This window comes from Pseudomonas sp. NBRC 111127 (assembly GCF_001320345.1).
Taxonomy (GTDB): Bacteria; Pseudomonadota; Gammaproteobacteria; order Pseudomonadales; family Pseudomonadaceae; genus Aquipseudomonas; species Aquipseudomonas juntendi.
In genome coordinates this window covers 1-22023 of sequence record NZ_BCBD01000010.1, presented here as the reverse complement: position 1 = coordinate 22023, position 22023 = coordinate 1, and the positions used below count along the sequence as shown (strand labels likewise).

Genomic DNA, 22023 nt, shown 5'->3' with positions numbered 1-22023 from the left:
AGGACTATAACAATGGCTCTCAGTAAAGAAGTGCCGGAGTTTGACATCGACGATGACGTCCTCCTGATGGAGACGGGCATCGTTTTGGAAACGGATGTGGTGTCAGACGAACCTGCTGTATCTTCGGTTCGGACGAGGGCCAAGTCGGGCTCTTCGCTCAAGCAACACAAGTATATCGACTACACCCGGGCGCTAGATGCCACCCAGCTTTACCTCAACGAGATCGGTTTCTCGCCACTGCTGTCGCCGGAAGAGGAAGTCTATTTTGCGCGTCTGTCGCAAAAAGGTGATCCTGCCGGCCGCAAGCGCATGATTGAAAGCAACCTTCGCCTGGTTGTGAAAATTGCCCGTCGTTACGTCAACCGTGGCCTGTCGTTGCTCGACCTGATCGAGGAAGGCAACCTGGGTCTGATCCGTGCGGTGGAGAAGTTCGACCCGGAGCGCGGTTTCCGTTTCTCGACCTATGCGACCTGGTGGATTCGCCAGACCATCGAACGGGCGATCATGAACCAGACCCGTACCATCCGCCTGCCGATCCACGTGGTCAAGGAGCTCAACGTCTACCTGCGCGCTGCGCGCGAGTTGACGCAGAAGCTGGACCACGAACCCTCGCCGGAAGAAATCGCCACCTTGCTGGAAAAGCCCGTTGCCGAGGTCAAGCGCATGCTCGGCCTGAACGAGCGGGTGTCGTCGGTGGACGTTTCGCTCGGCCCGGATTCAGACAAGACCCTGCTCGATACCTTGACCGACGACCGTCCCACCGACCCTTGCGAACTGCTGCAGGATGACGACCTGTCGCAGAGCATCGACCAGTGGCTGGGCGAGTTGACCGACAAGCAGCGGGAGGTGGTGGTACGCCGCTTCGGGCTGCGTGGGCACGAAAGCAGCACCCTGGAGGATGTTGGGCTGGAGATTGGCCTGACCCGCGAACGGGTGCGGCAGATTCAGGTAGAAGGCCTGAAGCGCCTGCGCGAGATCCTGGAGAAGAACGGCTTGTCCAGCGAGTCTTTGTTCCAGTAGCCAAGGCAGTCGCTCACGAACGCCCCGATACCGTCGGGGCGTTTTTGTTTGTGGGTTGAAGCACGGCAAAAGCCCCCAGAACTGCCCGGCAAAAAACCTGTCGAATATGTAATGCGCTACCCTGCTAACACCTGCTGTAAGCCTTTGCTTACTCGTGCTGTAAGCCATTCTAGCGAGCGGCAGTAAATCAATGTCGTTTTCAGATGCTGGTTTTTCATAACCTGTTGGAAAACAAGGTTTATCTTCAGGTGAGTAAATGTTTCCCCGGCAATATCCGGCAAACTCCGGCGCTTGCCCGCGCTGCTGAACCCGCTAGTATACGAACTGTGCACAGGGACATGCACAGGCTTTCAGGATGAAGGCCAAGGACATCGCAAGACGCGATTTCATCAGGATGATGTGTGGGACAAGCAGGGACTACGGAAAAAATGTGGGCGGGTCAAACCGCCCCTTTTTTTGTCCGCAGTTTTTGCCGGCACAAAAAAAGGCCCCGCAGGGCCTTTTGGCATTTCAGCGCTCCAGGTCGGCAATCTTGCCAGTCTTGCCATCCCACTCTTCGGCGTCTGGCAGGGCATCCTTACGCTCGGTAATGTTCGGCCAGATTTCCGCCAACTCGGCGTTCAGCTCGATGAAGTTCTCCATGCCCGCGGGCACTTCGTCTTCCGAGAAAATCGCTTGCGCTGGGCACTCCGGCTCGCACAGGGCGCAGTCGATGCACTCGTCCGGGTGGATAACCAGGAAGTTCGGGCCTTCGTAGAAGCAGTCCACCGGACAGACTTCCACGCAGTCGGTGTATTTGCATTTGATGCAGTTGTCGGTGACAACGAAGGTCATTTTTAATTCTCTCCTCAGGCGACGGCGGCGGCCCTTCCTCTCGGGGCCGCGCGGTTTACGGGCATGTGGCTGCAGGCCAGGCTAATAACCTGCAGCACCAGCAAACCGCGGCGGATTCTACCAGCTTGTAATGGGCGCCGTTATAACAGGTTCTTTAGTTGATATAGCATTTCGATAGCTTGACGCGGGGTCATGTCGTCCAGCTGCAGTTTGCCCAGCTTTTCGATGGCCGGGTGTGGCAGGCTGGCGAACAGGTCGCTCTGGTGCGGCACCTGCGGCGCGTCCTTGGCCTTTTGGGCCACGGGCTGCTCATGGGGCAGGCTGCTGGTTTCCAGCCGGCCAAGGTGTTCGCGGGCACGCTGGATCACCACCGCCGGCACGCCCGCCAGCTGTGCTACCGCCAGGCCGTAGCTCTGGCTGGCAGGCCCAGGCAGTACGTGGTGCAGGAACACGATGCGTTCGTTGTGCTCGGTGGCGTTCAGGTGCACGTTGGCCACCAGTGGCTCGCTTTCCGGCAGCACGGTGAGCTCGAAATAGTGGGTGGCGAACAGCGTATAAGCGCGCAGTTCGGCCAGCCGCTCGGCGGCGGCCCAGGCCAGCGACAGGCCGTCGAAGGTGCTGGTGCCCCGGCCCACTTCGTCCATCAGCACCAGGCTGCGGTCAGTGGCATTGTGCAGGATGTTGGCGGTTTCGCTCATCTCGACCATGAATGTCGAGCGCCCGCCGGCCAGGTCGTCACTGGAGCCGATACGGGTGAAGATGCGGTCGACCAGCGACAGCTCGCAGCTGGCGGCCGGTACGAAACTACCGATGTGGGCCAGCAGCACGATCAGGGCGGTCTGGCGCATGTAGGTGGACTTACCGCCCATGTTCGGGCCGGTGATGATCAGCATGCGCGTGTTGTTGTCCAGGCCCAGGTCGTTGGCCACGAACGGCGTGGTCAGTACCTGCTCGACGACCGGGTGACGGCCTTGCTCGATCCGCAGGCAGGGCTCGTCGACAAAGCGTGGGCAGTTCAGGTCGAGGTTCAGCGCGCGCTCGGCCAGGTTGCTGAGTACGTCCAGTTCGGCCAGGGCGGCAGCGCTGTCCTGCAGCGGCGCCAGGTGGCTGATCAGGGTTTCCAGCAGGGCGTCGTAGAGCATCTTCTCGCGGGCCAGGGCGCGGCTCTTGGCCGACAATGCCTTGTCCTCGAAGGCCTTCAGCTCCGGCGTGATGAAGCGTTCGGCACCTTTGAGGGTCTGGCGACGAATGTAGTCGCCGGGGGCCTGTTCGGCCTGCTTGGTCGGCAGCTCGATGAAGTAGCCGTGCACCCGGTTGTAGCCGACCTTCAGGTTGGCCAGGCCGGTGCGCGCCTTTTCGCGGGCTTCGAGGTCGATCAGGAACTGCCCGGCGTTTTCGCTGATGGCCAGCAGGTCGTCCAGTTCGTTGTCGTAACCGGCCTTGAGCACGCCCCCATCGCGGATGACCGCCGGCGGGTTGTCGATGATCGCCCGTTCCAGCAGGCTGGCCAGCTCGGGGTAGGTATCGGTGATCGCAGCCAGGCGTGCCAGGTGCGGCGCTTCGAGCTCGGTCATGGCGTTCTGCAGCTCGGGCAGCGCGCCCAGGGCGTCGCGCAGCCGGGCCAGGTCACGCGGGCGGGCGTTACGCAGGCCGATACGCGCCAGGATGCGCTCGATGTCGCCAATTTCTTTCAGCTGTGGCTGCAGCTTTTCGAAACGGTAGCCGTCGAGCAGGCAGCGAATCGAGTCCTGGCGTGCCTGGAGCACCTTGAGGTCGCGCAGCGGGCGGTTCAGCCAGCGGCTCAGCAGGCGGCTGGCCATTGCCGTCTGGCAGCGGTCGACCACCGATTGCAGGGTATTGTCGCGCCCGCCGGCCAGATTGATGTCCAGTTCCAGGTTGCGCCGGCTGGCGCCATCGAGGATGACCGTATCGTCCAGGCGCTCATGGCGCAGGCTGCGCAGGTGCGGCAGCGCCGTGCGCTGGGTTTCCTTGGCGTAGGTCAGCAGGCAGCCAGCGGCACCGATGGCCAGGGTCAGCTTGTCGCAGCCGAAGCCTTTCAGGTCCTTGGTTGCGAACTGCTGGCACAAGGCCTTGCGCGCTGAGTCGCGGTCGAAGTCCCACGGTGCACGGCGCCGCGCGCCCGGGCGCTTCTCGGCGGGCAGGTCGCGTGGCCAGTCGTCGGGGATCAGCAGCTCGACCGGGTTCAGGCGCTCGAGTTCGGCCAGCAGGTTTTCCCAGCCCTTGATCTCCTGCACGCTGAAGTTACCGCTGGTGATGTCCAGTACGGCCAGGCCGAACAGGCGCTCGTCACCGAGCAGCGCGGCAATCAGGTTGTCGCGGCGTTCGTCGAGCAGGGCTTCATCGCTGACCGTACCGGGGGTGATGATGCGCACCACCTGGCGCTCGACCGGGCCCTTGCTGGTCGCCGGGTCGCCGATCTGCTCGCAGATCACCACCGATTCGCCCAGTTTGACCAGCTTGGCCAGGTAACCTTCCAGCGAATGGAACGGAATCCCGCACATGGGGATGGACTGGCCGGCCGACTGGCCGCGCGCGGTCAGCGTGATGTCCAGCAGTTTGGCGGCTTTTTTCGCATCTTCGTAGAAGATCTCGTAGAAGTCGCCCATGCGGTAGAACATCAACTGGTCCGGGTGCTGATTCTTCAGCTTCCAGTACTGTTGCATCATCGGGGTGTGTGCGGAGAGATCAGACATTCAGGGCCTTACAGCGGGTGATCTGGTTGGCGGTAAACCGGCAATGGTACAGGCTTTTTTCGCGAGATGCAGGCACGCACGGAACACTGGCCGGCAGCCGCTGCAGGCCGCTGCGGTGCTGCAGGTTTCCTGAGCCAGGTTGCCAGCAGGGTGGTAGGGTAGAGGGCCGCCCTGGAGGAGCCCGACATGGACCCGATCACCCTGCTTGCCGCCCGTTTGGGTGAACATCTGCGCCGTTTGGATGCCCAAGTGACCACTGCCGAGTCCTGCACGGGCGGCGGCATCGCGCAAGCCATCACACGCATCCCCGGTAGCTCCGCCTGGTTCGAGGCCGGTTACGTGACGTATTCCAATGCCCAGAAAACCCGCCAGCTGGGGGTGCCCGAGGCGCTGTTCGGGCAGGTGGGGGCGGTAAGCCAGGAGGTGGTCGAGGCCATGGTCCGCGGCGCCCAGGCGGCCAGCGGCGCGCGCTTTGCCGTGGCGGTAAGCGGGGTGGCGGGGCCGGATGGCGGCTCGCCGGCCAAACCCGTGGGTACCGTGTGGCTGGCCTGGGGCGACGGCAGTCGGGTGACCAGCCAGCGGCGGCAGTTCGACGGCGACCGTGAGGCGGTGCGCCGACAGACGGTGAGCGCCGCGTTAGACGGCTTGTTACAGCTTGTTGGCGAGGAAATCGAAGACAGGGGTTTGCGCCAGCGCTAGCCTGTGGAATAATACTGGCTACTTATACAGGTATTGCGGCCGTCAGGGCCCGTCGAACACGTGAGGATTTCAATGGACGACAACAAGAAGCGCGCCTTGGCTGCGGCCCTGGGTCAGATCGAACGTCAATTCGGTAAAGGCGCGGTAATGCGCATGGGCGACCACGAGCGCCAGGCTATCCCGGCCATCTCTACCGGCTCTCTGGGCCTGGACATTGCCTTGGGCATTGGTGGTCTGCCAAAGGGCCGTATCGTCGAAATCTACGGTCCGGAATCGTCGGGTAAGACCACGCTGACCCTGTCGGTTATCGCCGAAGCCCAGAAGAATGGCGCCACCTGCGCCTTCGTCGACGCCGAGCACGCACTCGACCCTGAATATGCCGGCAAGCTGGGCGTCAATGTCGACGACCTGCTGGTCTCGCAGCCGGACACGGGTGAGCAGGCCCTGGAAATCACCGACATGCTGGTGCGTTCCAACGCAGTTGACGTGATCATCGTCGACTCGGTGGCCGCGCTGGTACCCAAGGCCGAGATCGAAGGCGAAATGGGCGACATGCACGTGGGCCTGCAGGCTCGCCTGATGTCCCAGGCGCTGCGCAAGATCACCGGTAACATCAAGAACGCCAACTGCCTGGTCATCTTCATCAACCAGATCCGCATGAAGATCGGCGTCATGTTCGGTAGCCCGGAAACCACCACCGGTGGTAACGCCCTGAAGTTCTACGCCTCTGTGCGTCTGGACATCCGCCGCACCGGCGCTGTCAAGGAAGGCGACGAGGTGGTCGGCAGCGAAACCCGCGTCAAGATCGTCAAGAACAAGGTCTCGCCTCCGTTCCGTCAGGCCGAGTTCCAGATCCTCTACGGCAAGGGTATCTACCGTAACGGTGAGATCATCGACTTGGGCGTTGCCCAAGGCCTGGTCGAGAAGTCCGGTGCCTGGTATGCCTACCAGGGCAACAAGATCGGCCAAGGTAAAGCCAACGCGGCCAAGTACCTGGCGGAAAACCCGGCTATCGGTACCGAGATCGAGAGGCAGATCCGTGAGAAGCTGCTGAACGCTGGCGCTGTAGCCGCAGCCGGTAAAGCTGCCGCTGTCGAAGCGGGTGCCGACGACATGGCCGACGCTGAAGCCGGTTATTGATCGCGTGGTTTATAGCTGAACATGTCCGCCGTACTCGACACCCCCGTCGCCATTCGGCGGACAGCCATGGACCTGCTTGCGCGACGTGAGCATGGTCGCGTCGAGCTGACGCGCAAGTTGCGTCAGCGCGGTGCCTCCGATGAGCTGATCGAGCCAGAGCTCGACCGGCTCACTGAAGAGGGGCTGCTGAGTGAAGCCCGTTACCTCGAGAGCTTCATACGTTACCGTTCCGGTTCTGGCTATGGCCCAGCACGTATTCGTGAAGAGCTGGGGCAGCGTGGTTTGCTGCGCGCCGACATTGAGCAGGCGCTGCGTGAAAGCGGCGTGGATTGGGCCGAACGTATGCGGGATGTATGGCAGCGCAAGTTCGCCGGGCAACGCCCGCAGGACCCGCGCAGCCGCGCCCAGCAAACCCGCTTTCTCGCCTATCGGGGCTTCACCATGGACATGATCGGCCGCTTGCTCAGCGGGCGAGACCTCGACGATTACTAGGCGCCGCAGACCTCGCAACAATCCCCGTAGCAGCGGCCTCAGCCGGGAACATCGGCAACGCCGGTACTCTCCAGCGCGCTGCCCCTAGTGCCTGATCAGCTGGCCTTCAACGCCTCCCTGGCCCGCTGCGTGGTATGCATGGGCTGTGGCTTGGCCCAGTTCTCCGGCAGGTTGATAAAGTCCACCAGTTCGCGCAGGCGCCCCTGGTTTCGGCCATTGAAGGCGAACGACAAACGGGTCAGGTGGCTGTAGTCCCCCAACTCATGTTCGGCGCTGCTGTCTGCTTGCTGGTGGTACTTGCCGCTCAGGCGCAGGTCAGCAAAGCCTTCCTCGATGTCAGACAGCGCCGCCTCGCTCAGGGCGTGATGCATGCGGATCACGAACTGGCTGTTCAACCAGCGGCTGGAGTGATAGTTGCGGTAGAACTGGTTGATTTCCTCCACCGCCTCCTCGGCACTGTGCACCAGGCGCACCAGCTTCAGGTCGCTGGGCAGAATGTAATGGTTGTCCTCCAGTTGGCGGCTGATGAAGCCCAGGCAATCACGCCAGAAGCTGCCGCCCGGTGAGTCCAGCAATACCACGGGGACCAGCGGGCTTTTGCCGGTCTGGATCAGGGTCAGCACTTCCAGCGCCTCATCGAGGGTGCCGAAGCCGCCCGGGCACAGCACCAGGGCATCGGCCTCCTTGACGAAGAACAGTTTGCGGATGAAGAAGAAGTGGAAAGGCAGCAGCTTGTCGGTGCCGTCCACCGTAGGGTTGGCATGTTGTTCGAAAGGCAGGGTGATGTTGAAGCCCAGGCTGTGGGCGCTGCCGGCACCTTCGTGGGCTGCGGCCATGATGCCGCCCCCCGCCCCGGTGATGACCATCAGGTCCGAGCGCGCCAGGGTAGCGCCCAGTTCACGGGCCAGTGCATACATCGGGTGTTCCAGCGGCGTACGCGCCGAGCCGAACACGGTCACCTTGCGGCGGCCCTTGTAGCGCTGCAGGGTGCGGAACGACTGGTCCAGTTCGCGCAAGGCCTGCAGGGTGATCTTGGCGCTCCAGCGATCACTGTCATCGTGGGCCATGCGCAGGATGGTCAGCATCATGTCACGGTACAGCGGCAGGTTCGGGCTGTCGGGTGCAACCAGTTGCAATTGGGCGTCGATGTGGCTCAGGTCGATATGGTTGTCCTGGAAGTGGCTGAACAGCGATTCGTTCGATTGGTAAGGCATGCAACGTCTCCTTCTGCACCAATACCTCTAAACCTCAATCTAGACCGTGGCGGCCGATCGTGCCGGGGGGATTGCCAGCGCCACCCGTCGGCACGTGGCCAGTGGGGGCAGGGGTTTGGTTAACTGGTAAAGCGAAACGTATCGATGCGGGAGGTGGCGGTATGCATCGCTTGCTCATCGAAGTGGACCTGCAGCTCTACCAGCAACTGGAACGTGCCGCCCAGGTACATCACCTGAGCCTGGAGGCCGAGTGCCAGCGCCGGCTCGCAGGCTTGGAATGCCAGTCGCGCTACGTGCAGGCGCTATTGGCCGAGATGCGCGCCGAAGCTGCCGAGGGGCACTGGCGCGCACGGGAGGAAAACCAGGTGTAGCCTGGGCGCGGCGTTTACTTCTTCTTGTTGCCGGCTACGCAGCTGGCATTGTCGAAGGCCTGGTCCATGATCGGCTGGTTGGTTTTGTAGACGGTGAACCGGTAAACCATCACCGCGCCCTTGGACATCAGGTTGCGGAAGCCGTTATTGCGGCACACGCTGTCGCCCAATTGGCTGCGCACCTGTGCAGGGTTGGCCTGCATGCGCTCGGCGTGGCTCTGGCGCACGCTGAGGTGGTTGACCAGCGCCTTGCCTTCCACGGTGTAACCCTGGTCGAGGATGTCTTCATTGATGGCACGTGGGGTGCCGACGCTGCTCTCTTTGGCGACCTTTTCCAGCATCTTGTTCAGGTCGTAGTCCTGTTTGGAAGCCGCCTGGGCTGCCAGGGGCAGGGCGAGCATCAGGCTCAGGGCGGGGGCGATAAGGCGCAGCATGGGTATCTCCTGGTTCGATGACTGGCGCTTTGACATGCGCGGGTCGACGGCGTTCCGTCAACCCTGGGCTGGCGGTAGCCCAAGGGTACGGGAAAGCCCGATTATAAGGATTCTGGTAAACTGGCGCCCTTGTTTTCCCAGAGCCATCCTTGTGCCCATTTCCCATCTTTCCACAGGCCTGCCGGCATGAGCCATGCGGTAGCGCGCCTGCGTGCCGAGCGCCTGGCCCGCAGCAACAAGCCTTTCATTGCCCGAGGGTCGCGGGCCGAGCGTTGCCCGGATTGCCGGGTCATTGCCAGCCATTGCCTGTGCGCCTGGAAGCCCCGTGTGCAGGCCGACGCCGGCATGTGCCTGCTGATGCACGACACCGAGCCGCTGAAACCCACCAATACCGGCTGGCTGATTGCCGACCTGATCGAAGATACCTCGGCATTCGGCTGGCTGCGCACCTCGGTTGACGAGCGCCTGCTGGCCCTGCTCGACGACCCGCACTGGCAGCCCTACATCGTTTTCCCAGGTGAGTTCGTCGCCCCGCAGCGGGTGGTCAGCGAGGTGGTGCGTGAGCCGGGCAAGCGTCCGCTGTTCATCCTGCTGGATGCCACCTGGACCGAGGCGCGCAAGATGTTCCGCAAAAGCCCCTACCTGGACCGGTTCCCGGTGTTGAGCCTGCAGGCCGAACAGATGTCACGCTACCGCCTGCGCCGCTCCAAGCGCGATGATCACTTCTGCACCGCAGAAGTTGCAGCCATGTGCCTGGAGCTGGCCGGCGATAGCCTGGCGTCGCAGGCGCTGGATGCCTACCTGGATGTATTCAGCCTGCATTACCTCAGTGGCAAGCGGCGCCTGCCGCTGGACGAGCAGGACGAGACCCATCAGCGTTTGCATACCTTCCTATAGTCCAAGGGGCACCCACCCGGCTTTGGTTCATAATGACGAGGCTGGCAGCCAGGGTGGGCGAGGCGGCAAGGCGGTTGGCTTGACCACCCTTGACCGTGCTCGGCATGCTTGGCGCCGATTCCCCGTCGGGCACTTGGCAACCCCCAGTGTCCGGGACAGAACAGGATCCTTAGATCGATGGCCACTTACGAAATCCTGATTGCCGATGACCACCCGCTGTTTCGCGGCGCCCTGCGCCAGGCCGTTACCCTCGGCCTTGGCCCCGACGTTCGCCTGGTCGAGGTTGCGAGCATTGCCGAGCTGGAGGTGCGGTTGAGCGAAAAAGCCGACTGGGACCTCGTGCTCCTCGACCTGAACATGCCGGGTGCCTACGGTTTTTCCGGGCTGGTGCTGCTGCGCGGGCAATACCCGCAAATTCCCGTGGTGATGGTTTCGGCGCAGGAGGAGGCCGCCGTGGTGGTCAAGTCCCGCGAGTTTGGCGCCAGTGGCTTCATTCCCAAGTCCAGCCCGCTGGAAGTGATCCAGGATGCGGTGCGCAAAGTGCTCGACGGCGAAGTCTGGTGGCCGCCGCAGGCGTTCGAGAAGGTCGATGTTTCGGCCGAGGCCAAGGCCGCCAGTGAAGGCCTGGCGAGCCTCACGCCGCAGCAGTTCCGGGTACTGACCATGGTTTGCGAAGGCCTGCTGAACAAGCAGATTGCCTATGAGCTGAATGTCTCGGAAGCCACCATCAAGGCCCACGTCACGGCGATTTTCCGTAAACTGGGGGTGCGCACCCGCACCCAGGCTGCGCTGCTGTTGCAACAACTTGAATCAGTTGCCAGCCACTGACGCGTGCGGCTTCACGCTTTTTTGACCTGAGCCGGTCTAGCCTGCCGGCCTTCTGTTGTGAAATGACTCACATGACATCGCCATTCAAGGGCCAGACCGGCCTCAAACGTATCTTCAACGCCGCTGGCTATTCGCTGGACGGCCTGCGCGCGGCCTTCAAGGGCGAGGCGGCATTCCGCCAACTGGTGCTGCTCAACGTGCTGCTGATCCCGGTGGCGTTCTGGCTGCCGGTCAGCCGTGCAGAGCGGGCGATCATGATCGCCGTGTGCCTGCTGGGGTTGATTGTCGAGCTGTTCAACTCTGCGATCGAGGCTGCTATCGATCGCATTTCGCTGGAGCGCCACCCGCTGTCGAAAAACGCCAAGGACATGGGCAGCGCCGCACAGCTGGTGGCGCTGAGCATGGTGGCGCTGGTGTGGGGAGTGATCCTGCTTTAAGCGATCGGCGGCAACACGATTTCGTCGCTGCGGGTGAAGCCCGCGGTGAAGTTGCGGCAGAGCTCCAGAAATTCGCGCATGGCCGAGGTCTGGTACTTCTGCTTGTGCCAGATGAAGTAGAACTGGCGCATCAGGTCCAGCTCCGGGGTTTCCACCGGTACCAGGCTGCCACGGCGAAAGGCGTCCCGCAGGGCCAGGCGTGAAATGCAGCCGATACCCAACCCCGATTCCACTGCACGCTTGATCGCCTCGGTGTGCTCCAGTTCCAGGCGGATGTTGAGGTTGGCGCGGTGGTGGCGCATGGCCTGGTCGAAGGTCAGGCGTGTCCCCGAGCCTTGTTCGCGCAGGATCCACGCTTCCTGCGACAGGCTGTCGATATCGGCACGGCCCAGCTTGGCCAGCGGGTGCTGGGGCGCGCAGAACACCACCAGTTCGTCCTCCACCCAAGGCTGGACCTCCAGGTCGGGGTGGTTGCAGTCACCTTCGATCAGACCCAGATCAATTTCGTAATGAGCGACCAGCTGCACGATATGCACGGTGTTCTGGACATGCAGCTTTACCTGGCTCTCAGGGTGGGTCTGCATGTAGCTGCCGATCAACAGGGTGGCCAGGTAGTTGCCAATGGTGAGCGTGGCGCCGACCGCCAGTGAGCCGAAACCGGACTTGCCATTGAGCAGGTCTTCGATTTCCTTGGCCTGGTCGAGCAGCGCGACCGCCTGCGGCAACAACTGGTGGCCGAGGGCGTTGAGGGCCAGGCGTTTGCCGGCGCGGTCGAACAGTTGGCAGCTCGATTGCCGCTCCAGTTCGGTGATGGAGGTGCTGGCGGCCGATTGCGACAAGGCCAGCAGGCTAGCGGCTCGAGAGACGCTCTGGTGCTGGGCTACCGCGACGAAGACTTGCAGTTGACGAAGTGTAAATCGCATATCGATATAACCGATAACACATATCTTGATAATCCAGTTAACAGATATTGTCGCTGCCCCTAAACTATCGCGCAACTGTGCGTGCTGCACGCGCTGCGTTTTTCTTCAGGAGCCCCATCGATGAGCAACATGAACCACGAACGTGTCCTCAGTGTGCACCACTGGAACGACACCCTGTTCAGCTTCAAGTGCACCCGCGACCCGGGGCTGCGCTTCGAGAACGGTCAGTTCGTGATGATCGGCCTGCAGCAGGAAAGCGGCCGCCCGCTCATGCGTGCCTACTCCATCGCCTCGCCGAACTGGGAAGAGCACCTGGAGTTCTTCAGCATCAAGGTGCCGGACGGCCCGCTGACTTCGCAGTTGCAGCACTTGAAGGAAGGCGACGAGATCATCATCAGCAAGAAGCCTACCGGCACGCTGGTACTGGACGACCTGAACCCAGGCAAGCACTTGTACCTGCTGAGCACCGGCACTGGCCTGGCGCCGTTCATGAGCGTCATCCAGGACCCGGAAACCTACGAGCGCTTCGAAAAAGTGATCCTGGTGCACGGCGTGCGTTACGTGAACGAAGTGGCCTACCGCGAATTCATCACCGAGCACCTGCCACAGAACGAGTTCTTCGGTGAGGCGGTGCGCGAAAAACTGATCTACTACCCGACCGTGACTCGCGAGCCGTTCGAGAACCAGGGCCGCCTGACCGACCTGATGCGCAGCGGCAAGCTGTTCAGCGACATCGGCCTGCCGCCGATCAACCCGCAGGACGACCGTGCGATGATCTGCGGTAGCCCGAGCATGCTCGACGAGACCAGCGAAGTGCTGGACAGCTTCGGCCTGAAGATCTCCCCGCGCATGCGCGAGCCGGGCGACTACCTGATCGAGCGTGCCTTCGTCGAGAAATAAGGCGCAGGTAGGTACGAAGAAGGCGACCCTCGGGTTAATGCCTGTCAGTTAAGCGTTACTGGGGCTGCTTTGCAGCCCTTCGCGGGCACGCCCGCTCCCACACGTCTGGCGCTGAACGCAAGAGTTGCGCGATTCCCTGTAGGAGCGGGCGTGCCCGCGAAGGGTCGCAAAGCGGCCCCAAATTACTTAACTGACAGGCATTTATCCATTGGCTGTTCCGGCCTATTCAACCCGGGTCTCGCCGCTGTACACCAGAATCTCCCGGCAACGCTTGCACAGGTAACGGCGGCCCTGGCGCACCAGCTTGTGCCGCTGGGCGGTAAACGGGAAGTCGCTCTGCGGGCAAGGGCAGCGGTAGATGTAACGGGTCACCACGCGCCGTTGCACCTCGTAGTTATGGCAGCGGTTTGGCGGCAGTTCGTATACGCCGCGCATGATCAGTTGCCATTCCTCGCCATGGGCCTGGATGCGGTCACCGAACAATTGGTGGGCCACCAGGTGCGCCACTTCGTGCGCGACCGTCTGGCGCAGAAAGTCCTCCTGATTGTCACGGTACAACTGCAGGTTGAAACGCAGCAGGTTCTCGTGCAGGTGGGCGACGCCGGCTTTTTGCCCGCGCAGCTTGAAGCTGATTTCCGGGCGCGGGAACTGGCGTTTGAAGAAGGTTTCGGCTTGCTGGTAACAGGTTTCGACGCGTTGCTTGAGCAGCTCGGGCATGGCGGGGTGGTTCTCCTGACCCGATCATTATGCCGCAACCTCGGGCCATGTGCCGAGCCACCGGTCAGCGCTCAGCCAAGGGCCGCCTTGCGGCGGCCCCTGGTTGATGCCCCGGTGTTGGTCGAGTCTGTTCTAGTTGGTGTAGACCGGCCCCACGCCCAGTCCCCAGATGATCACCGTGGCGGCCATGATCGCCACCAGCACTACCAGGCCCACCGCCAGCACCGAGCTGGAGAACAGGAAGCCTTCGTCAGCGGGTATGTTCATGAAGGTCGGCAAGCCGACGTACAGCAGGTACACCGTGTAACAGACCGCCGCAGTGCCGATCAGCATGCCCAGCCACAAGTGTGGGTAAAGCGCCGCCAGGCCGCCGATGAACAATGGGGTGGCCGTATAGGTGGCGAACGCTATGCACTGGGCCATGGATGGGTTGGCATCGTACGTGCGGGCCATCCAGTGGATGAACGCGCCCATTACCGCTACCCCGGCCAGCATCGCCAGGTAGGACATGATGCTCATCCACAGGGCACTCTCCATGGTCAGCATCACAGCCGGCCGGTCGCCGATCACCCAGCCGACCTGGGTGGTGCCGATGAATGCGGACACTGCGGGAATCGCCGCAAGGATCAGGGTGTGCGTCAGGTACATGTGGCTGATGGATTCTTCTTCGCCACGGATTTCCCGCCATTCCTGGTCGGGATGGGTAAACAGCCCCACAACGTGATGAATCATGCCGTCACTCCTCTCAATGTTGCCAAACGCCCCCAAATGGAGCGCAAGCGGCCCGAGGCCGAACACCGAAGCAAGCGGTAATGTGGCCTTATGTCGCAGTATAGGAAGCGGTTACCCGCACAAACCGCGCTTTTTAGAGCAAATTGCGCTGTCGCCCGCCCTGTTGATTACATTGAAGTCTTTGTCGGAATGCCTACAGCGCGGGCGCGTTTGTGCGTAAAATAGCCGCCTTTTGTCACACCTCGCGGATTCAAGCGCTATGGGCACCCTCTCGGTCAACCAGAACAAACTGCAAAAACGCCTGCGTCGTCTCGCCGGCGAAGCTATCACCGACTACAACATGATCGAGGATGGCGACAAGGTCATGGTCTGCCTGTCCGGCGGCAAGGACAGCTACACCATGCTCGATGTTCTGTTGCACCTGCAGAAGGTGGCGCCGATCACCTTCGAGATCGTTGCGGTGAACATGGACCAGAAGCAACCAGGGTTCCCCGAGCACGTGCTGCCGGCGTACCTGAAGGCGCTGGGGGTCGAGTACCACATCGTCGAGAAGGACACCTACTCGGTGGTCAAGGAGCTGGTGCCCGAGGGCAAGACCACCTGCTCGCTGTGCTCGCGCCTGCGCCGTGGCACGCTGTACACCTTCGCCGACGAAATCGGTGCGACCAAGATGGCGCTGGGGCACCACCGCGACGACATCGTCGAAACCTTCTTCCTCAACATGTTCTTCAACGGCGCGCTCAAGGGCATGCCGCCGAAGCTGCGTGCCGACGATGGCCGCAACGTGGTGATCCGCCCGTTGGCCTACTGCAGCGAGAAGGATATCCAGGCCTACTCGGACATGAAGGCCTTCCCGATCATCCCGTGCAACCTGTGCGGCTCGCAGGAAAACCTGCAGCGCCAGGTGGTCAAGGACATGCTGGTGGAGTGGGAGCGCAAGCACCCGGGCCGTACCGAGAGCATTTTCCGTGCATTGCAGAACGTGGCGCCGTCGCAGCTGGCCGACCGCAACCTGTTCGACTTCACCAGCCTGAAGATCGACGAAAACGCGGCGCCGCGCTTCCTGGACGTGGTGAACATCTAGGCCTATGCGCGATTATCAGTGGCTGCATGAGTACTGCCTGAACCGCTTCGGCTCTGCCCAGGCGTTGGAAGCCTTCCTGCCGCAGCCGCGCACGCCGGCGCAACTGCGCCAGATCAGCGACGACCGCTACTTGTCGACCTTGGCCCTGCGTGTATTTCGCGCTGGCCTCAAGCACAGCCTGGTGGATGCCAAGTGGCCGGCCTTCGAGCAGGTGTTTTTCGGCTTCGACCCGGAAAAAGTGGTGTTGATGGGCGCCGAACACCTGGAGCGGCTGATGCAGGATCAGCGCATCATCCGCCACCTGGGCAAACTCAAGAGCGTGCCGCGCAATGCACAGATGGTGCTGGACATCGCCAAGGTGCATGGCAGTTTTGGCGCGTTCGTTGCCGACTGGCCGGTGACCGACATTGTCGGGCTGTGGAAGTACCTAGCCAAGCATGGCAACCAGCTCGGCGGTTTGTCGGCGCCACGGTTCTTGCGCATGGTTGGCAAGGACACCTTTGTCCCGACCGAGGACATGGCGGCGGCGCTGATTGCCCAAAAAGTGATCGACAAGCAGCCGACCAGCCAGCGCGACCTGGCGCTGGTGCAGCAGGTGTTCAACCAGTGGCACGCCGAAAGCGGGCGGCCGCTGTGCCAGTTGTCGGTGATGCTGGCGCATACCGTCAACCACTGAGCATGTCTGGGCCGCTGTGCGGCCCAATCGCCGGCAAGCCAGCTCCCACCTCGACCGCATCAGCCTCAAGCCATGTGCAGACCTGTGCTGGCTTGCCGGCGATTGGGCTGCAAGGCAGCCCCTTGACTCAACTGCCTTCGCCCGCCATGCGCCGCTCATGCTGGAATTTCCAGCGCACATACAGCAGCCCGGCAATGAACAGCCCCAGGCTGACCAGCACTTCAACCCAGCCAAACACCGCCCGCGCCGGGTCGAAGGCTGCCAGCACGCCCTTGATGAAGTAGATATTCACCACGAAGCAGGTCCAGGCATGCGCCCGGGCGCTGCCCAGCAGCATGCCCGGCAGCAGCAATAGCAGCGGCACCAGTTCGATCGCCAGAATCACCTCGACCCGAGCCCCATGCAGGTTGGCGAACCACAGGTTGTTCACCACCAGCAGGGCAATCAGGCCAAAGAAAAACGCCAGGCTAAGCGCCCGCGTCAGGCGCAAGCGCGGTGCCAGCCAAGCCAGCGGCGGCAACACCTTGGGCTTCCTAGCCACGCGCGGCCTCCAGGGCCTTGGCGGTGCTCGCCAGGCGTTGGCCAAGGGCGCGGCACAGGGCGATCTCGTGCGGGTCGAGTTCACGCTTGCCGTCTGCCCCGGCATGGTGGCTGGCGCCATAAGGGGTGCCACCACCGCGTGTTTCCAGCAGTGCCGATTCGCTGTAGGGCAGGCCCATTACCAGCATGCCGTGGTGCATCAGCGGCAGCATCATCGACAGCAGCGTGGTTTCCTGGCCACCGTGCAGGCTGGCGGTAGACGTGAACACACCGGCGGGCTTGCCTACCAGTTCACCGCCCAGCCACAGACTGCTGGTGCCATCGAGGAAGTACTTGAGCGGTGCCGCCATGTTGCCGAAGCGGGTCGGGCTACCCAGCACCAGGCCGGCGCAGTGGCGCAGGTCGTCGAGGGTGGCGTACAGCGCGCCGCTGGCCGGAATGTCCGGGGCCACGGCTTCGCATTCAGTGGAAATCGCCGGCACCGTGCGCAGGCGCGCTTCCATGCCGGCCAGCTCGATGCCGCGGGCGATGTGCCTGGCCATTTCGCTGGTGGCACCATGGCGGCTGTAGTAAAGCACCAGGATGTAGGGTTGGCTCACGGCAGGATCTCCAGCACTTTCTCTGGTGGGCGACCGATCACCGCCTTGTCACCGGCAACCAGGATCGGCCGCTCGATCAGCTTGGGGTGCTGGACCATGGCCTCGATCAGCTGTGCATCGGTCAGTGCAGGGTCGGCCAGGTTCAATGCCTTGTATTCATCCTCACCCGTGCGCAGCAGCTGCCGTGGGGCCAGGCCCAGCTTGCCGAGCAAGGTCTTGAGGGTGGCGGCGTCTGGCGGGGTCTCGAGGTAGCGCACGATGACCGGGGTTAGGCCACGGGCTTCGAGCAGTTCCAGCGCGCCGCGGGATTTTGAGCAGCGCGGGTTATGATAGAGCGTGAGGTCAGTCATGTGGGGTCGCATCCAGCTGGTTGTGGCGGCTATTCTAACCGCAGCGACTGACCAGTTTGCTTTAAAACTCGAGAAGGATTGACCCATGGCAAGGCGTCTGGCAGCAGTACTGGCCATCACCGCGAGCCTGATGCTCGGTGGTTGCGGTGCCGATTATGGCGTAGACCAGCACGGCAATACGGTTAAGGCCGAACAGATCGACGGGCACTGGCTGGTGCTCAATTACTGGGCGGAATGGTGCGGCCCGTGCCGCACTGAAATCCCGGAACTCAATACCGCGGCCAAGCAGTGGGCGGCCGAGGGTATCAAGGTGGTGGGGGTGAATTTCGATGGTTTGCAGGGCCAGGACCTGAAGCAGGCCGCCGAAACCCTGGGCATCGGGTTCACCGTACTGGCCCAGGACCCGGCCGAGCGCTATGACCTGCCGCGCAGCGAGGCGTTGCCGGTAACCTACATCATCGATGACAAGGGCAAGGTGCGTGAGCAGTTGCTGGGCGAACAGACCCTCGAAGGGCTGCAGGCCAGGATCAAGGCCCTGAAGCAGGGGTGACAAGCTGCAAGCTGCAAGCTGCAAGCTACAAGCTACAAGCTACAAGCTACAAGCTACAAGCTACAAGCTACAAGAAAAGCAGGCCGGTGCTAGGATCTGCTTTTTCTTGAAGCTTGAAGCTTGAAGCTTGCAGCTGCGCTCAGCCTTCTTCAGGCCAGAAGCGCAGCGGCTTGCCCTCGGCCGGCCAGAAACGCAGTTGCTCGATGGGCGACACATCCCAGCGCTGCACCGTTTCCAGCGCCTGCAGGAAGCGTTTTTCCTGCTCCATCAGCGCCGGCGCACACAGCTTGCGGGTCTTGCCGACCTTGCCGAAGCTCAGGTGCTCGCCGTCCAGCGTGTAGGGCGCAAACCAGTGGTTGCACCCGGCATTGCCATAGGCACGGCCATCACTGGCCAAGGTCAGGGTCAGGTGGCTGTAGTCGATCAACGGGCGCTCACCAATCCACTCCAGCACATAGCTGCGCTCCTGCTGCAACTTCGAAGGTTGCGCAGCGCAGCCGAGCAGGCCGGTGGCAATCAGCGCGCCGGTCAGCAGATTCTTCACTCGGCGCTCTCCTGGCAACGCGGGCACACATGCTTGTCGCCACGGCTGGCCCAGCCCAGCTCGGCGATACGTGCGCTGGCAGCAGGCTGGCGGGCTTGCTTGCCCAGCTTGGCGTCTACGGCGAACTCGAAGTCCAGGGCGGCGTCACAGTTGTCGCACTCAACCTTCCAGTTGAGGATTTCCAGCTCGTTGAACACCGGGCCACTGGCCACGGCAACCCACTGGCCGCGCGGGTTGATCAGGTGGCGCACGCTCTCCACGGTCAGGCGCATGGCCAGGTCCTTGCTGCCTTTGAGGGTCACCAGCAGGGTATCGCCTTTGTGCATCGAACCGCCGTTGCCAGTGACCTGATAGCGGCCTGGCACCAGGGCGCGGCACTCGATCAGGGTGTGTTGCGGGTTGAAAAGGGTATAGCGGAAATCGTGCTCGACCATGGGTCCTCCAGAAATGCCGCGTATCCTAGCATTAACCCATGACCAGATTCTGTGGATTGCCTGCCGCCCAGCAGTTGATGTTGTCCAGCGTGGTAGTGGCGATCGCAGCCAGCGCCTCGCGGGTCAGGAACGCCTGATGTGCGGTGATGATGACATTGGGAAAGGTCAGCAGGCGCGCCAGCACATCGTCTTGCAGCGGCAGGTCGGAGCGGTCCTCGAAGAACAGCTGGGCTTCCTCTTCATAGACATCCAGCCCCAGGTAGCCGAGCTGGCCGCTTTTCAGCGCGTCGATCAGTGCCGGGGTGTCGACCAGTGCGCCGCGGCCGGTGTTGATCAGCATGGCGCCATGCTGGACTTCGGCCAGGCTCCGGGCGTTGATCAGGTGCCGGGTGTGTTCGGTCAACGGGCAGTGCAGGCTGATGATACGCGCTTCGCGTAGCAGTTCGGGCAGTGGCAGGTAGCGCGCGCCGAGGGCCAGCAGTTCCGGGTTGGGGTGGGGGTCGTAGGCCAGCAACTGGCAGCCGAAACCGGCCATGATGCGGGCGAAGGCTGCGCCGATCTGGCCGGTACCCACGACCCCGACCGTTTTGCCATGCAGGTCGAAGCCGGTCAGGCCATGCAGGGTAAAGTCCCCTTCACGGGTGCGGTTGTAGGCCCGGTGCAGGCGCCGGTTGAGCGCCAGGATCAGCGCCACGGCGTGCTCCGCCACCGCGTGCGGTGAGTAGGCGGGTACGCGCACCACGGCCAGGCCCAGGCGTTGCGCAGCGGCCAGGTCGACGTGGTTGTAGCCGGCCGAACGCAGGGCGATCAGGCGCGTGCCGCCGTCGGCCAGGCGCTGCAGCACCGGGGCGTCCAGTTCGTCATTGATGAAGGCGCAGACAACCTCGTAGCCGTCGGCCAGCGCTGCGGTGTCGAGGCTCAGGCGGGCAGGCTGGAAATGCAGGTCCAGGGGGTTACCGCTGGCGGCTCGGGTGAAGCTTTCCTGGTCGTAATGCTGGCTGCTGAACACTAGCGCGCGCATGGTCAGGGTTCCTCTGTCGGGCGTGTCCGGGGTAGCTTTTGGCAGTGAGCTCAAGCGCTCGACCGCGCCTGGGCTGCCAGGCGGCTGATCGCCGCATCCAGTTCATCCAGTGCCTGCTGGGCCTGCGGGCTTTCCTGCTTGAGCAAGGTTTCACTGCGCTGGCACGCCGCGCGCAACTGCGGCACGCCGCAATAGCGTGAAGCCCCGTTCAGGCGGTGTACCTGTTCGATCAGGCCCTCATGGTCATTGGCCAGGCGCGCGGCGCGGATGGCTTCGCGGTCGGCCTCCAGCGAGGCCAGCAGCATGTTCAGCATATCGGCGGCAAGGTCCGCTTTCCCGGCTGCCAGGCGTAGGCCTTCTTGCGGGTCGAGCACCTTGAGTTCATCGCCGTTGCCGGTGGGTTCAGCCGGCGCCTGCTGCGGCGTGCCCAGGCTGAGACCGGTCCATTTCATCACCACCTGTGCCAGTTGCCGTTCACTGATCGGCTTGGTCAGGTAGTCATCCATGCCACCGTGCAGCAATGCGCGTTTCTCGTTGGCCATGGCATGGGCGGTGAGGGCGACGATCGGCAATGGGGTGCCACTTTGGGTGTTTTCCCAGCGGCGAATCTGTTCGGTACAGGCGCGGCCGTCCATGCCGGGCATCTGCACATCCATCAGCACCAGGTCGAAGGGTTCCTGCTGCACGGCCTGCAGTGCCGCATAGCCATTGTCGACCGCCAGTACTTCGGCACCCAGGTCCTCGAGCAGCGTCTGCACCAGCAGCAAATTCGCAGGGTTGTCGTCGACACACAGTATTTTCGGCCGCCGCGGGCCGTTGCGGCTGTTCACCTCGCCCTGCAGGTGGCGGGGCTGGACCAGCTCCAGCAGCAGCCGGCGCAATTTGCGTGTGCAGGTAGGCTTGGACAGCAACTGGCCATGGCCATTGGGCAGGAAGGGGTGGTACAGCGCCTGCTCGGTGGTCGGGCACAGCACCACGCACTGGCAATGGTAACGTTCGAGCTGTTGATGGTAGCGGCCCAGTTGTTCTGGCGACAGGTTGCCCAGGTTGGCGCCCAGCACCGCCAGCTCGAATGGCTGCCCGGCCTGGCTGGCGGCCTGCACGGCTTGCAGCAACTGGTCGTAGGTGGCGAACAGGCTGACACTCAGGCCACAGTCTTGCAGTTGGTGCTCCAGGGCCTGCCGGGCCAGTTCATGGTTATCGACGATGGCGGCACGGCGGCCCAGCAGCGCTTGCAGCGGTAGTTCCTCGATATCGTCGTGCGCCTTGGGCAGGTTCAGGCTGATCCAGAACTGCGAGCCCTCGCCCGGGGTGCTGTCGACGCCGATTTCGCCACCCATCTGCTCGATCAGGCGCTTGGAAATCACCAGGCCCAGGCCGGTACCACCTGGCTGCCGGGCCAGCGAGTTATCGGCCTGGCTGAAAGCCTGGAACAGTGTACGCACGTCCTGCGGTGACAGGCCGATGCCGGTATCCTGCACGCTGATGCGCAGTTGGGCATGATCCTCATGCTCATCGTCGAGCATGGCGCGCACGACAATGGTGCCCTCGCGGGTGAACTTGATGGCGTTGCTGACCAGGTTGGTGAGGATCTGCTTGAGCCGCAGCGGGTCACCGACCAGCGACGTAGGCGTGTCGCGGTAGACCAGGCTGAGCAGCTCCAGCTGCTTGGCATGGGCGGCCGGGGCCAGAATGGTGAGGGTGTCCTGGATCAGGTCGCGCAGGTTGAACGGGATGCTGTCCAGCACCAGCTTGCCGGCCTCGATCTTGGAGAAATCGAGAATTTCGTTGATGATGCCCAGCAGGTTGTCGGCAGACTTTTCGATGGTGCTCAGGTAGTCCAGCTGGCGCGGGGTCATCTCGCTTTTCTGCA

General features: G+C 62.7%; 26 protein-coding genes. 12 read left to right on the top strand and 14 right to left on the bottom strand.

Annotation, left to right across the window (positions count from 1 at the left end; all coding sequences use genetic code 11):
- Window positions 1-12 precede the first annotated feature (12 nt).
- Window positions 13-1020, top strand: coding sequence for an RNA polymerase sigma factor RpoS (gene rpoS / locus APH30_RS03585; RefSeq protein WP_054911705.1), 1008 nt, complete (start codon window positions 13-15; stop codon window positions 1018-1020).
- 510 nt (window positions 1021-1530) lie between these two features.
- On the opposite strand, the gene fdxA is transcribed toward rpoS, so the two are convergent.
- Together fdxA and mutS are read right to left on the bottom strand one after the other, a co-directional pair.
- Window positions 1531-1854, bottom strand: coding sequence for a ferredoxin FdxA (gene fdxA, locus APH30_RS03580; RefSeq protein WP_004375459.1), 324 nt, complete (start codon window positions 1852-1854; stop codon window positions 1531-1533).
- 140 nt (window positions 1855-1994) lie between these two features.
- Window positions 1995-4568, bottom strand: a complete 2574-nt coding sequence (mutS, locus tag APH30_RS03575; protein ID WP_054911704.1) for a DNA mismatch repair protein MutS — start codon at window positions 4566-4568, stop codon at window positions 1995-1997.
- Between the two features lie 186 nt (window positions 4569-4754).
- Here mutS and APH30_RS03570 point away from each other — a divergent pair, with 186 nt between their 5' ends.
- The 3 genes from APH30_RS03570 (at window position 4755) to recX (ending at window position 6899) form a co-directional block, all read left to right on the top strand.
- Window positions 4755-5267, top strand: coding sequence for a CinA family protein (locus APH30_RS03570; protein ID WP_054911703.1), 513 nt, complete (start codon window positions 4755-4757; stop codon window positions 5265-5267).
- Between the two features lie 72 nt (window positions 5268-5339).
- Window positions 5340-6407, top strand: coding sequence for a recombinase RecA (recA, locus tag APH30_RS03565; protein WP_009686047.1), 1068 nt, complete (start codon window positions 5340-5342; stop codon window positions 6405-6407).
- Between the two features lie 21 nt (window positions 6408-6428).
- A complete protein-coding gene (gene recX, locus APH30_RS03560; protein ID WP_009686046.1) occupies window positions 6429-6899 on the top strand; it encodes a recombination regulator RecX in 471 nt (156 codons plus the stop codon).
- A gap of 95 nt (window positions 6900-6994) precedes the next feature.
- Here the strand turns inward: recX and APH30_RS03555 are convergent, their stop codons facing one another.
- Window positions 6995-8113 (bottom strand): LOG family protein, encoded by a 1119-nt coding sequence (locus APH30_RS03555; protein ID WP_029887663.1) that lies wholly within the window; start codon window positions 8111-8113, stop codon window positions 6995-6997.
- 161 nt (window positions 8114-8274) lie between these two features.
- On the opposite strand from APH30_RS03555, the gene APH30_RS03550 reads away from it, so the two are divergent.
- Complete coding sequence (locus APH30_RS03550; RefSeq protein WP_054911702.1) at window positions 8275-8484, top strand: hypothetical protein; 210 nt, start codon at window positions 8275-8277, stop codon at window positions 8482-8484.
- A 14-nt stretch (window positions 8485-8498) separates the two neighbouring features.
- Here APH30_RS03550 and APH30_RS03545 read toward each other — a convergent pair whose 3' ends face one another.
- Window positions 8499-8918 carry a quorum-sensing-regulated virulence factor family protein gene (locus tag APH30_RS03545; protein ID WP_009686043.1) on the bottom strand — a complete coding sequence of 140 codons (420 nt, stop codon included), beginning with the start codon at window positions 8916-8918 and terminating at the stop codon, window positions 8499-8501.
- 186 nt (window positions 8919-9104) lie between these two features.
- Between APH30_RS03545 and APH30_RS03540 the strand changes: the two genes are divergently transcribed.
- The 3 genes from APH30_RS03540 to APH30_RS03530 all read left to right on the top strand — a co-directional run bounded on the left by APH30_RS03540 (window position 9105) and on the right by APH30_RS03530 (window position 11080).
- On the top strand, window positions 9105-9815 hold the full coding sequence (locus APH30_RS03540; RefSeq protein WP_009686042.1) for a tRNA-uridine aminocarboxypropyltransferase: 711 nt from the start codon (window positions 9105-9107) through the stop codon (window positions 9813-9815).
- 177 nt (window positions 9816-9992) lie between these two features.
- Entirely contained in the window at window positions 9993-10643 is a 651-nt protein-coding gene (gene erdR, locus APH30_RS03535) for a response regulator transcription factor ErdR (RefSeq protein ID WP_009686041.1), read from the top strand.
- 71 nt (window positions 10644-10714) lie between these two features.
- Window positions 10715-11080 carry a diacylglycerol kinase gene (locus APH30_RS03530; RefSeq protein ID WP_009686040.1) on the top strand — a complete coding sequence of 122 codons (366 nt, stop codon included), beginning with the start codon at window positions 10715-10717 and terminating at the stop codon, window positions 11078-11080.
- Here the strand turns inward: APH30_RS03530 and finR are convergent.
- Window positions 11077-12003 (bottom strand): LysR family transcriptional regulator FinR, encoded by a 927-nt coding sequence (finR, locus tag APH30_RS03525; protein ID WP_054911701.1) that lies wholly within the window; start codon window positions 12001-12003, stop codon window positions 11077-11079. The genes APH30_RS03530 and finR overlap by 4 nt on opposite strands.
- Window positions 12004-12123: 120 nt before the next feature.
- Between finR and fpr the strand changes: the two genes are divergently transcribed.
- Window positions 12124-12903 (top strand): ferredoxin-NADP reductase, encoded by a 780-nt coding sequence (fpr, locus tag APH30_RS03520; protein WP_054890398.1) that lies wholly within the window; start codon window positions 12124-12126, stop codon window positions 12901-12903.
- Window positions 12904-13125: 222 nt separating this feature from the next.
- Here fpr and APH30_RS03515 read toward each other — a convergent pair whose 3' ends face one another.
- Window positions 13126-13620: a SprT family zinc-dependent metalloprotease gene (locus APH30_RS03515; protein ID WP_009686036.1), complete on the bottom strand. Its 495-nt coding sequence runs from the start codon at window positions 13618-13620 to the stop codon at window positions 13126-13128.
- 132 nt (window positions 13621-13752) lie between these two features.
- Window positions 13753-14352: a Yip1 family protein gene (locus tag APH30_RS03510; protein ID WP_009686035.1), complete on the bottom strand. Its 600-nt coding sequence runs from the start codon at window positions 14350-14352 to the stop codon at window positions 13753-13755.
- A gap of 259 nt (window positions 14353-14611) precedes the next feature.
- Here APH30_RS03510 and ttcA point away from each other — a divergent pair, with 259 nt between their 5' ends.
- Entirely contained in the window at window positions 14612-15436 is an 825-nt protein-coding gene (gene ttcA / locus APH30_RS03505) for a tRNA 2-thiocytidine(32) synthetase TtcA (RefSeq protein ID WP_009686034.1), read from the top strand.
- Between the two features lie 4 nt (window positions 15437-15440).
- A complete protein-coding gene (locus APH30_RS03500) occupies window positions 15441-16112 on the top strand; it encodes a DNA-3-methyladenine glycosylase I (protein ID WP_009686033.1) in 672 nt (223 codons plus the stop codon).
- 127 nt (window positions 16113-16239) lie between these two features.
- On the opposite strand, the gene APH30_RS03495 is transcribed toward APH30_RS03500, so the two are convergent.
- From APH30_RS03495 to arsC, 3 genes are read right to left on the bottom strand one after another with little or no spacing between them, the layout of a single operon-like run.
- Window positions 16240-16653, bottom strand: coding sequence for a DUF2069 domain-containing protein (locus APH30_RS03495; RefSeq protein ID WP_029887454.1), 414 nt, complete (start codon window positions 16651-16653; stop codon window positions 16240-16242).
- Window positions 16646-17251 (bottom strand): NAD(P)H:quinone oxidoreductase, encoded by a 606-nt coding sequence (gene wrbA / locus APH30_RS03490; protein ID WP_029887453.1) that lies wholly within the window; start codon window positions 17249-17251, stop codon window positions 16646-16648. The genes APH30_RS03495 and wrbA overlap by 8 nt, the downstream gene beginning before the upstream one ends.
- Window positions 17248-17601, bottom strand: a complete 354-nt coding sequence (gene arsC, locus APH30_RS03485; RefSeq protein WP_009684282.1) for an arsenate reductase (glutaredoxin) — start codon at window positions 17599-17601, stop codon at window positions 17248-17250. Before arsC ends, wrbA begins: the two co-directional genes overlap by 4 nt.
- Before the next feature lie 85 nt (window positions 17602-17686).
- Between arsC and APH30_RS03480 the strand changes: the two genes are divergently transcribed.
- Window positions 17687-18151 carry a TlpA disulfide reductase family protein gene (locus APH30_RS03480; protein WP_009684283.1) on the top strand — a complete coding sequence of 155 codons (465 nt, stop codon included), beginning with the start codon at window positions 17687-17689 and terminating at the stop codon, window positions 18149-18151.
- Between the two features lie 139 nt (window positions 18152-18290).
- Here APH30_RS03480 and APH30_RS03475 read toward each other — a convergent pair whose 3' ends face one another.
- The 4 genes from APH30_RS03475 to APH30_RS03460 all read right to left on the bottom strand — a co-directional run.
- Entirely contained in the window at window positions 18291-18695 is a 405-nt protein-coding gene (locus APH30_RS03475; protein ID WP_054890454.1) for an META domain-containing protein, read from the bottom strand.
- Entirely contained in the window at window positions 18692-19129 is a 438-nt protein-coding gene (locus APH30_RS03470; protein ID WP_054911700.1) for a hypothetical protein, read from the bottom strand. Before APH30_RS03470 ends, APH30_RS03475 begins: the two co-directional genes overlap by 4 nt.
- 31 nt (window positions 19130-19160) lie before the next feature.
- The gene (locus APH30_RS03465) at window positions 19161-20150 is read right to left on the bottom strand and encodes a 2-hydroxyacid dehydrogenase (protein WP_054911699.1); all 990 of its coding nucleotides are present in this window, start codon (window positions 20148-20150) and stop codon (window positions 19161-19163) included.
- 50 nt (window positions 20151-20200) lie between these two features.
- A partial coding sequence (locus tag APH30_RS03460) for a response regulator (protein WP_054911698.1) occupies window positions 20201-22023 on the bottom strand: 1823 nt, incomplete at its 5' end.

What these genes read in the sequence shown, in the direction of transcription:
- rpoS (WP_054911705.1), top strand. Translation starts at nt 13, where the DNA reads ATGGCTCTCAGTAAAGAAGTGCCGGAGTTTGACATCGACGATGACGTC.
- fdxA (WP_004375459.1), bottom strand. Translation starts at nt 1,854, where the DNA reads ATGACCTTCGTTGTCACCGACAACTGCATCAAATGCAAATACACCGAC.
- mutS (WP_054911704.1), bottom strand. Translation starts at nt 4,568, where the DNA reads ATGTCTGATCTCTCCGCACACACCCCGATGATGCAACAGTACTGGAAG.
- APH30_RS03570 (WP_054911703.1), top strand. Translation starts at nt 4,755, where the DNA reads ATGGACCCGATCACCCTGCTTGCCGCCCGTTTGGGTGAACATCTGCGC.
- recA (WP_009686047.1), top strand. Translation starts at nt 5,340, where the DNA reads ATGGACGACAACAAGAAGCGCGCCTTGGCTGCGGCCCTGGGTCAGATC.
- recX (WP_009686046.1), top strand. Translation starts at nt 6,429, where the DNA reads ATGTCCGCCGTACTCGACACCCCCGTCGCCATTCGGCGGACAGCCATG.
- APH30_RS03555 (WP_029887663.1), bottom strand. Translation starts at nt 8,113, where the DNA reads ATGCCTTACCAATCGAACGAATCGCTGTTCAGCCACTTCCAGGACAAC.
- APH30_RS03550 (WP_054911702.1), top strand. Translation starts at nt 8,275, where the DNA reads ATGCATCGCTTGCTCATCGAAGTGGACCTGCAGCTCTACCAGCAACTG.
- APH30_RS03545 (WP_009686043.1), bottom strand. Translation starts at nt 8,918, where the DNA reads ATGCTGCGCCTTATCGCCCCCGCCCTGAGCCTGATGCTCGCCCTGCCC.
- APH30_RS03540 (WP_009686042.1), top strand. Translation starts at nt 9,105, where the DNA reads ATGAGCCATGCGGTAGCGCGCCTGCGTGCCGAGCGCCTGGCCCGCAGC.
- erdR (WP_009686041.1), top strand. Translation starts at nt 9,993, where the DNA reads ATGGCCACTTACGAAATCCTGATTGCCGATGACCACCCGCTGTTTCGC.
- APH30_RS03530 (WP_009686040.1), top strand. Translation starts at nt 10,715, where the DNA reads ATGACATCGCCATTCAAGGGCCAGACCGGCCTCAAACGTATCTTCAAC.
- finR (WP_054911701.1), bottom strand. Translation starts at nt 12,003, where the DNA reads ATGCGATTTACACTTCGTCAACTGCAAGTCTTCGTCGCGGTAGCCCAG.
- fpr (WP_054890398.1), top strand. Translation starts at nt 12,124, where the DNA reads ATGAGCAACATGAACCACGAACGTGTCCTCAGTGTGCACCACTGGAAC.
- APH30_RS03515 (WP_009686036.1), bottom strand. Translation starts at nt 13,620, where the DNA reads ATGCCCGAGCTGCTCAAGCAACGCGTCGAAACCTGTTACCAGCAAGCC.
- APH30_RS03510 (WP_009686035.1), bottom strand. Translation starts at nt 14,352, where the DNA reads ATGATTCATCACGTTGTGGGGCTGTTTACCCATCCCGACCAGGAATGG.
- ttcA (WP_009686034.1), top strand. Translation starts at nt 14,612, where the DNA reads ATGGGCACCCTCTCGGTCAACCAGAACAAACTGCAAAAACGCCTGCGT.
- APH30_RS03500 (WP_009686033.1), top strand. Translation starts at nt 15,441, where the DNA reads ATGCGCGATTATCAGTGGCTGCATGAGTACTGCCTGAACCGCTTCGGC.
- arsC (WP_009684282.1), bottom strand. Translation starts at nt 17,601, where the DNA reads ATGACTGACCTCACGCTCTATCATAACCCGCGCTGCTCAAAATCCCGC.
- APH30_RS03480 (WP_009684283.1), top strand. Translation starts at nt 17,687, where the DNA reads ATGGCAAGGCGTCTGGCAGCAGTACTGGCCATCACCGCGAGCCTGATG.
- APH30_RS03470 (WP_054911700.1), bottom strand. Translation starts at nt 19,129, where the DNA reads ATGGTCGAGCACGATTTCCGCTATACCCTTTTCAACCCGCAACACACC.
- APH30_RS03465 (WP_054911699.1), bottom strand. Translation starts at nt 20,150, where the DNA reads ATGCGCGCGCTAGTGTTCAGCAGCCAGCATTACGACCAGGAAAGCTTC.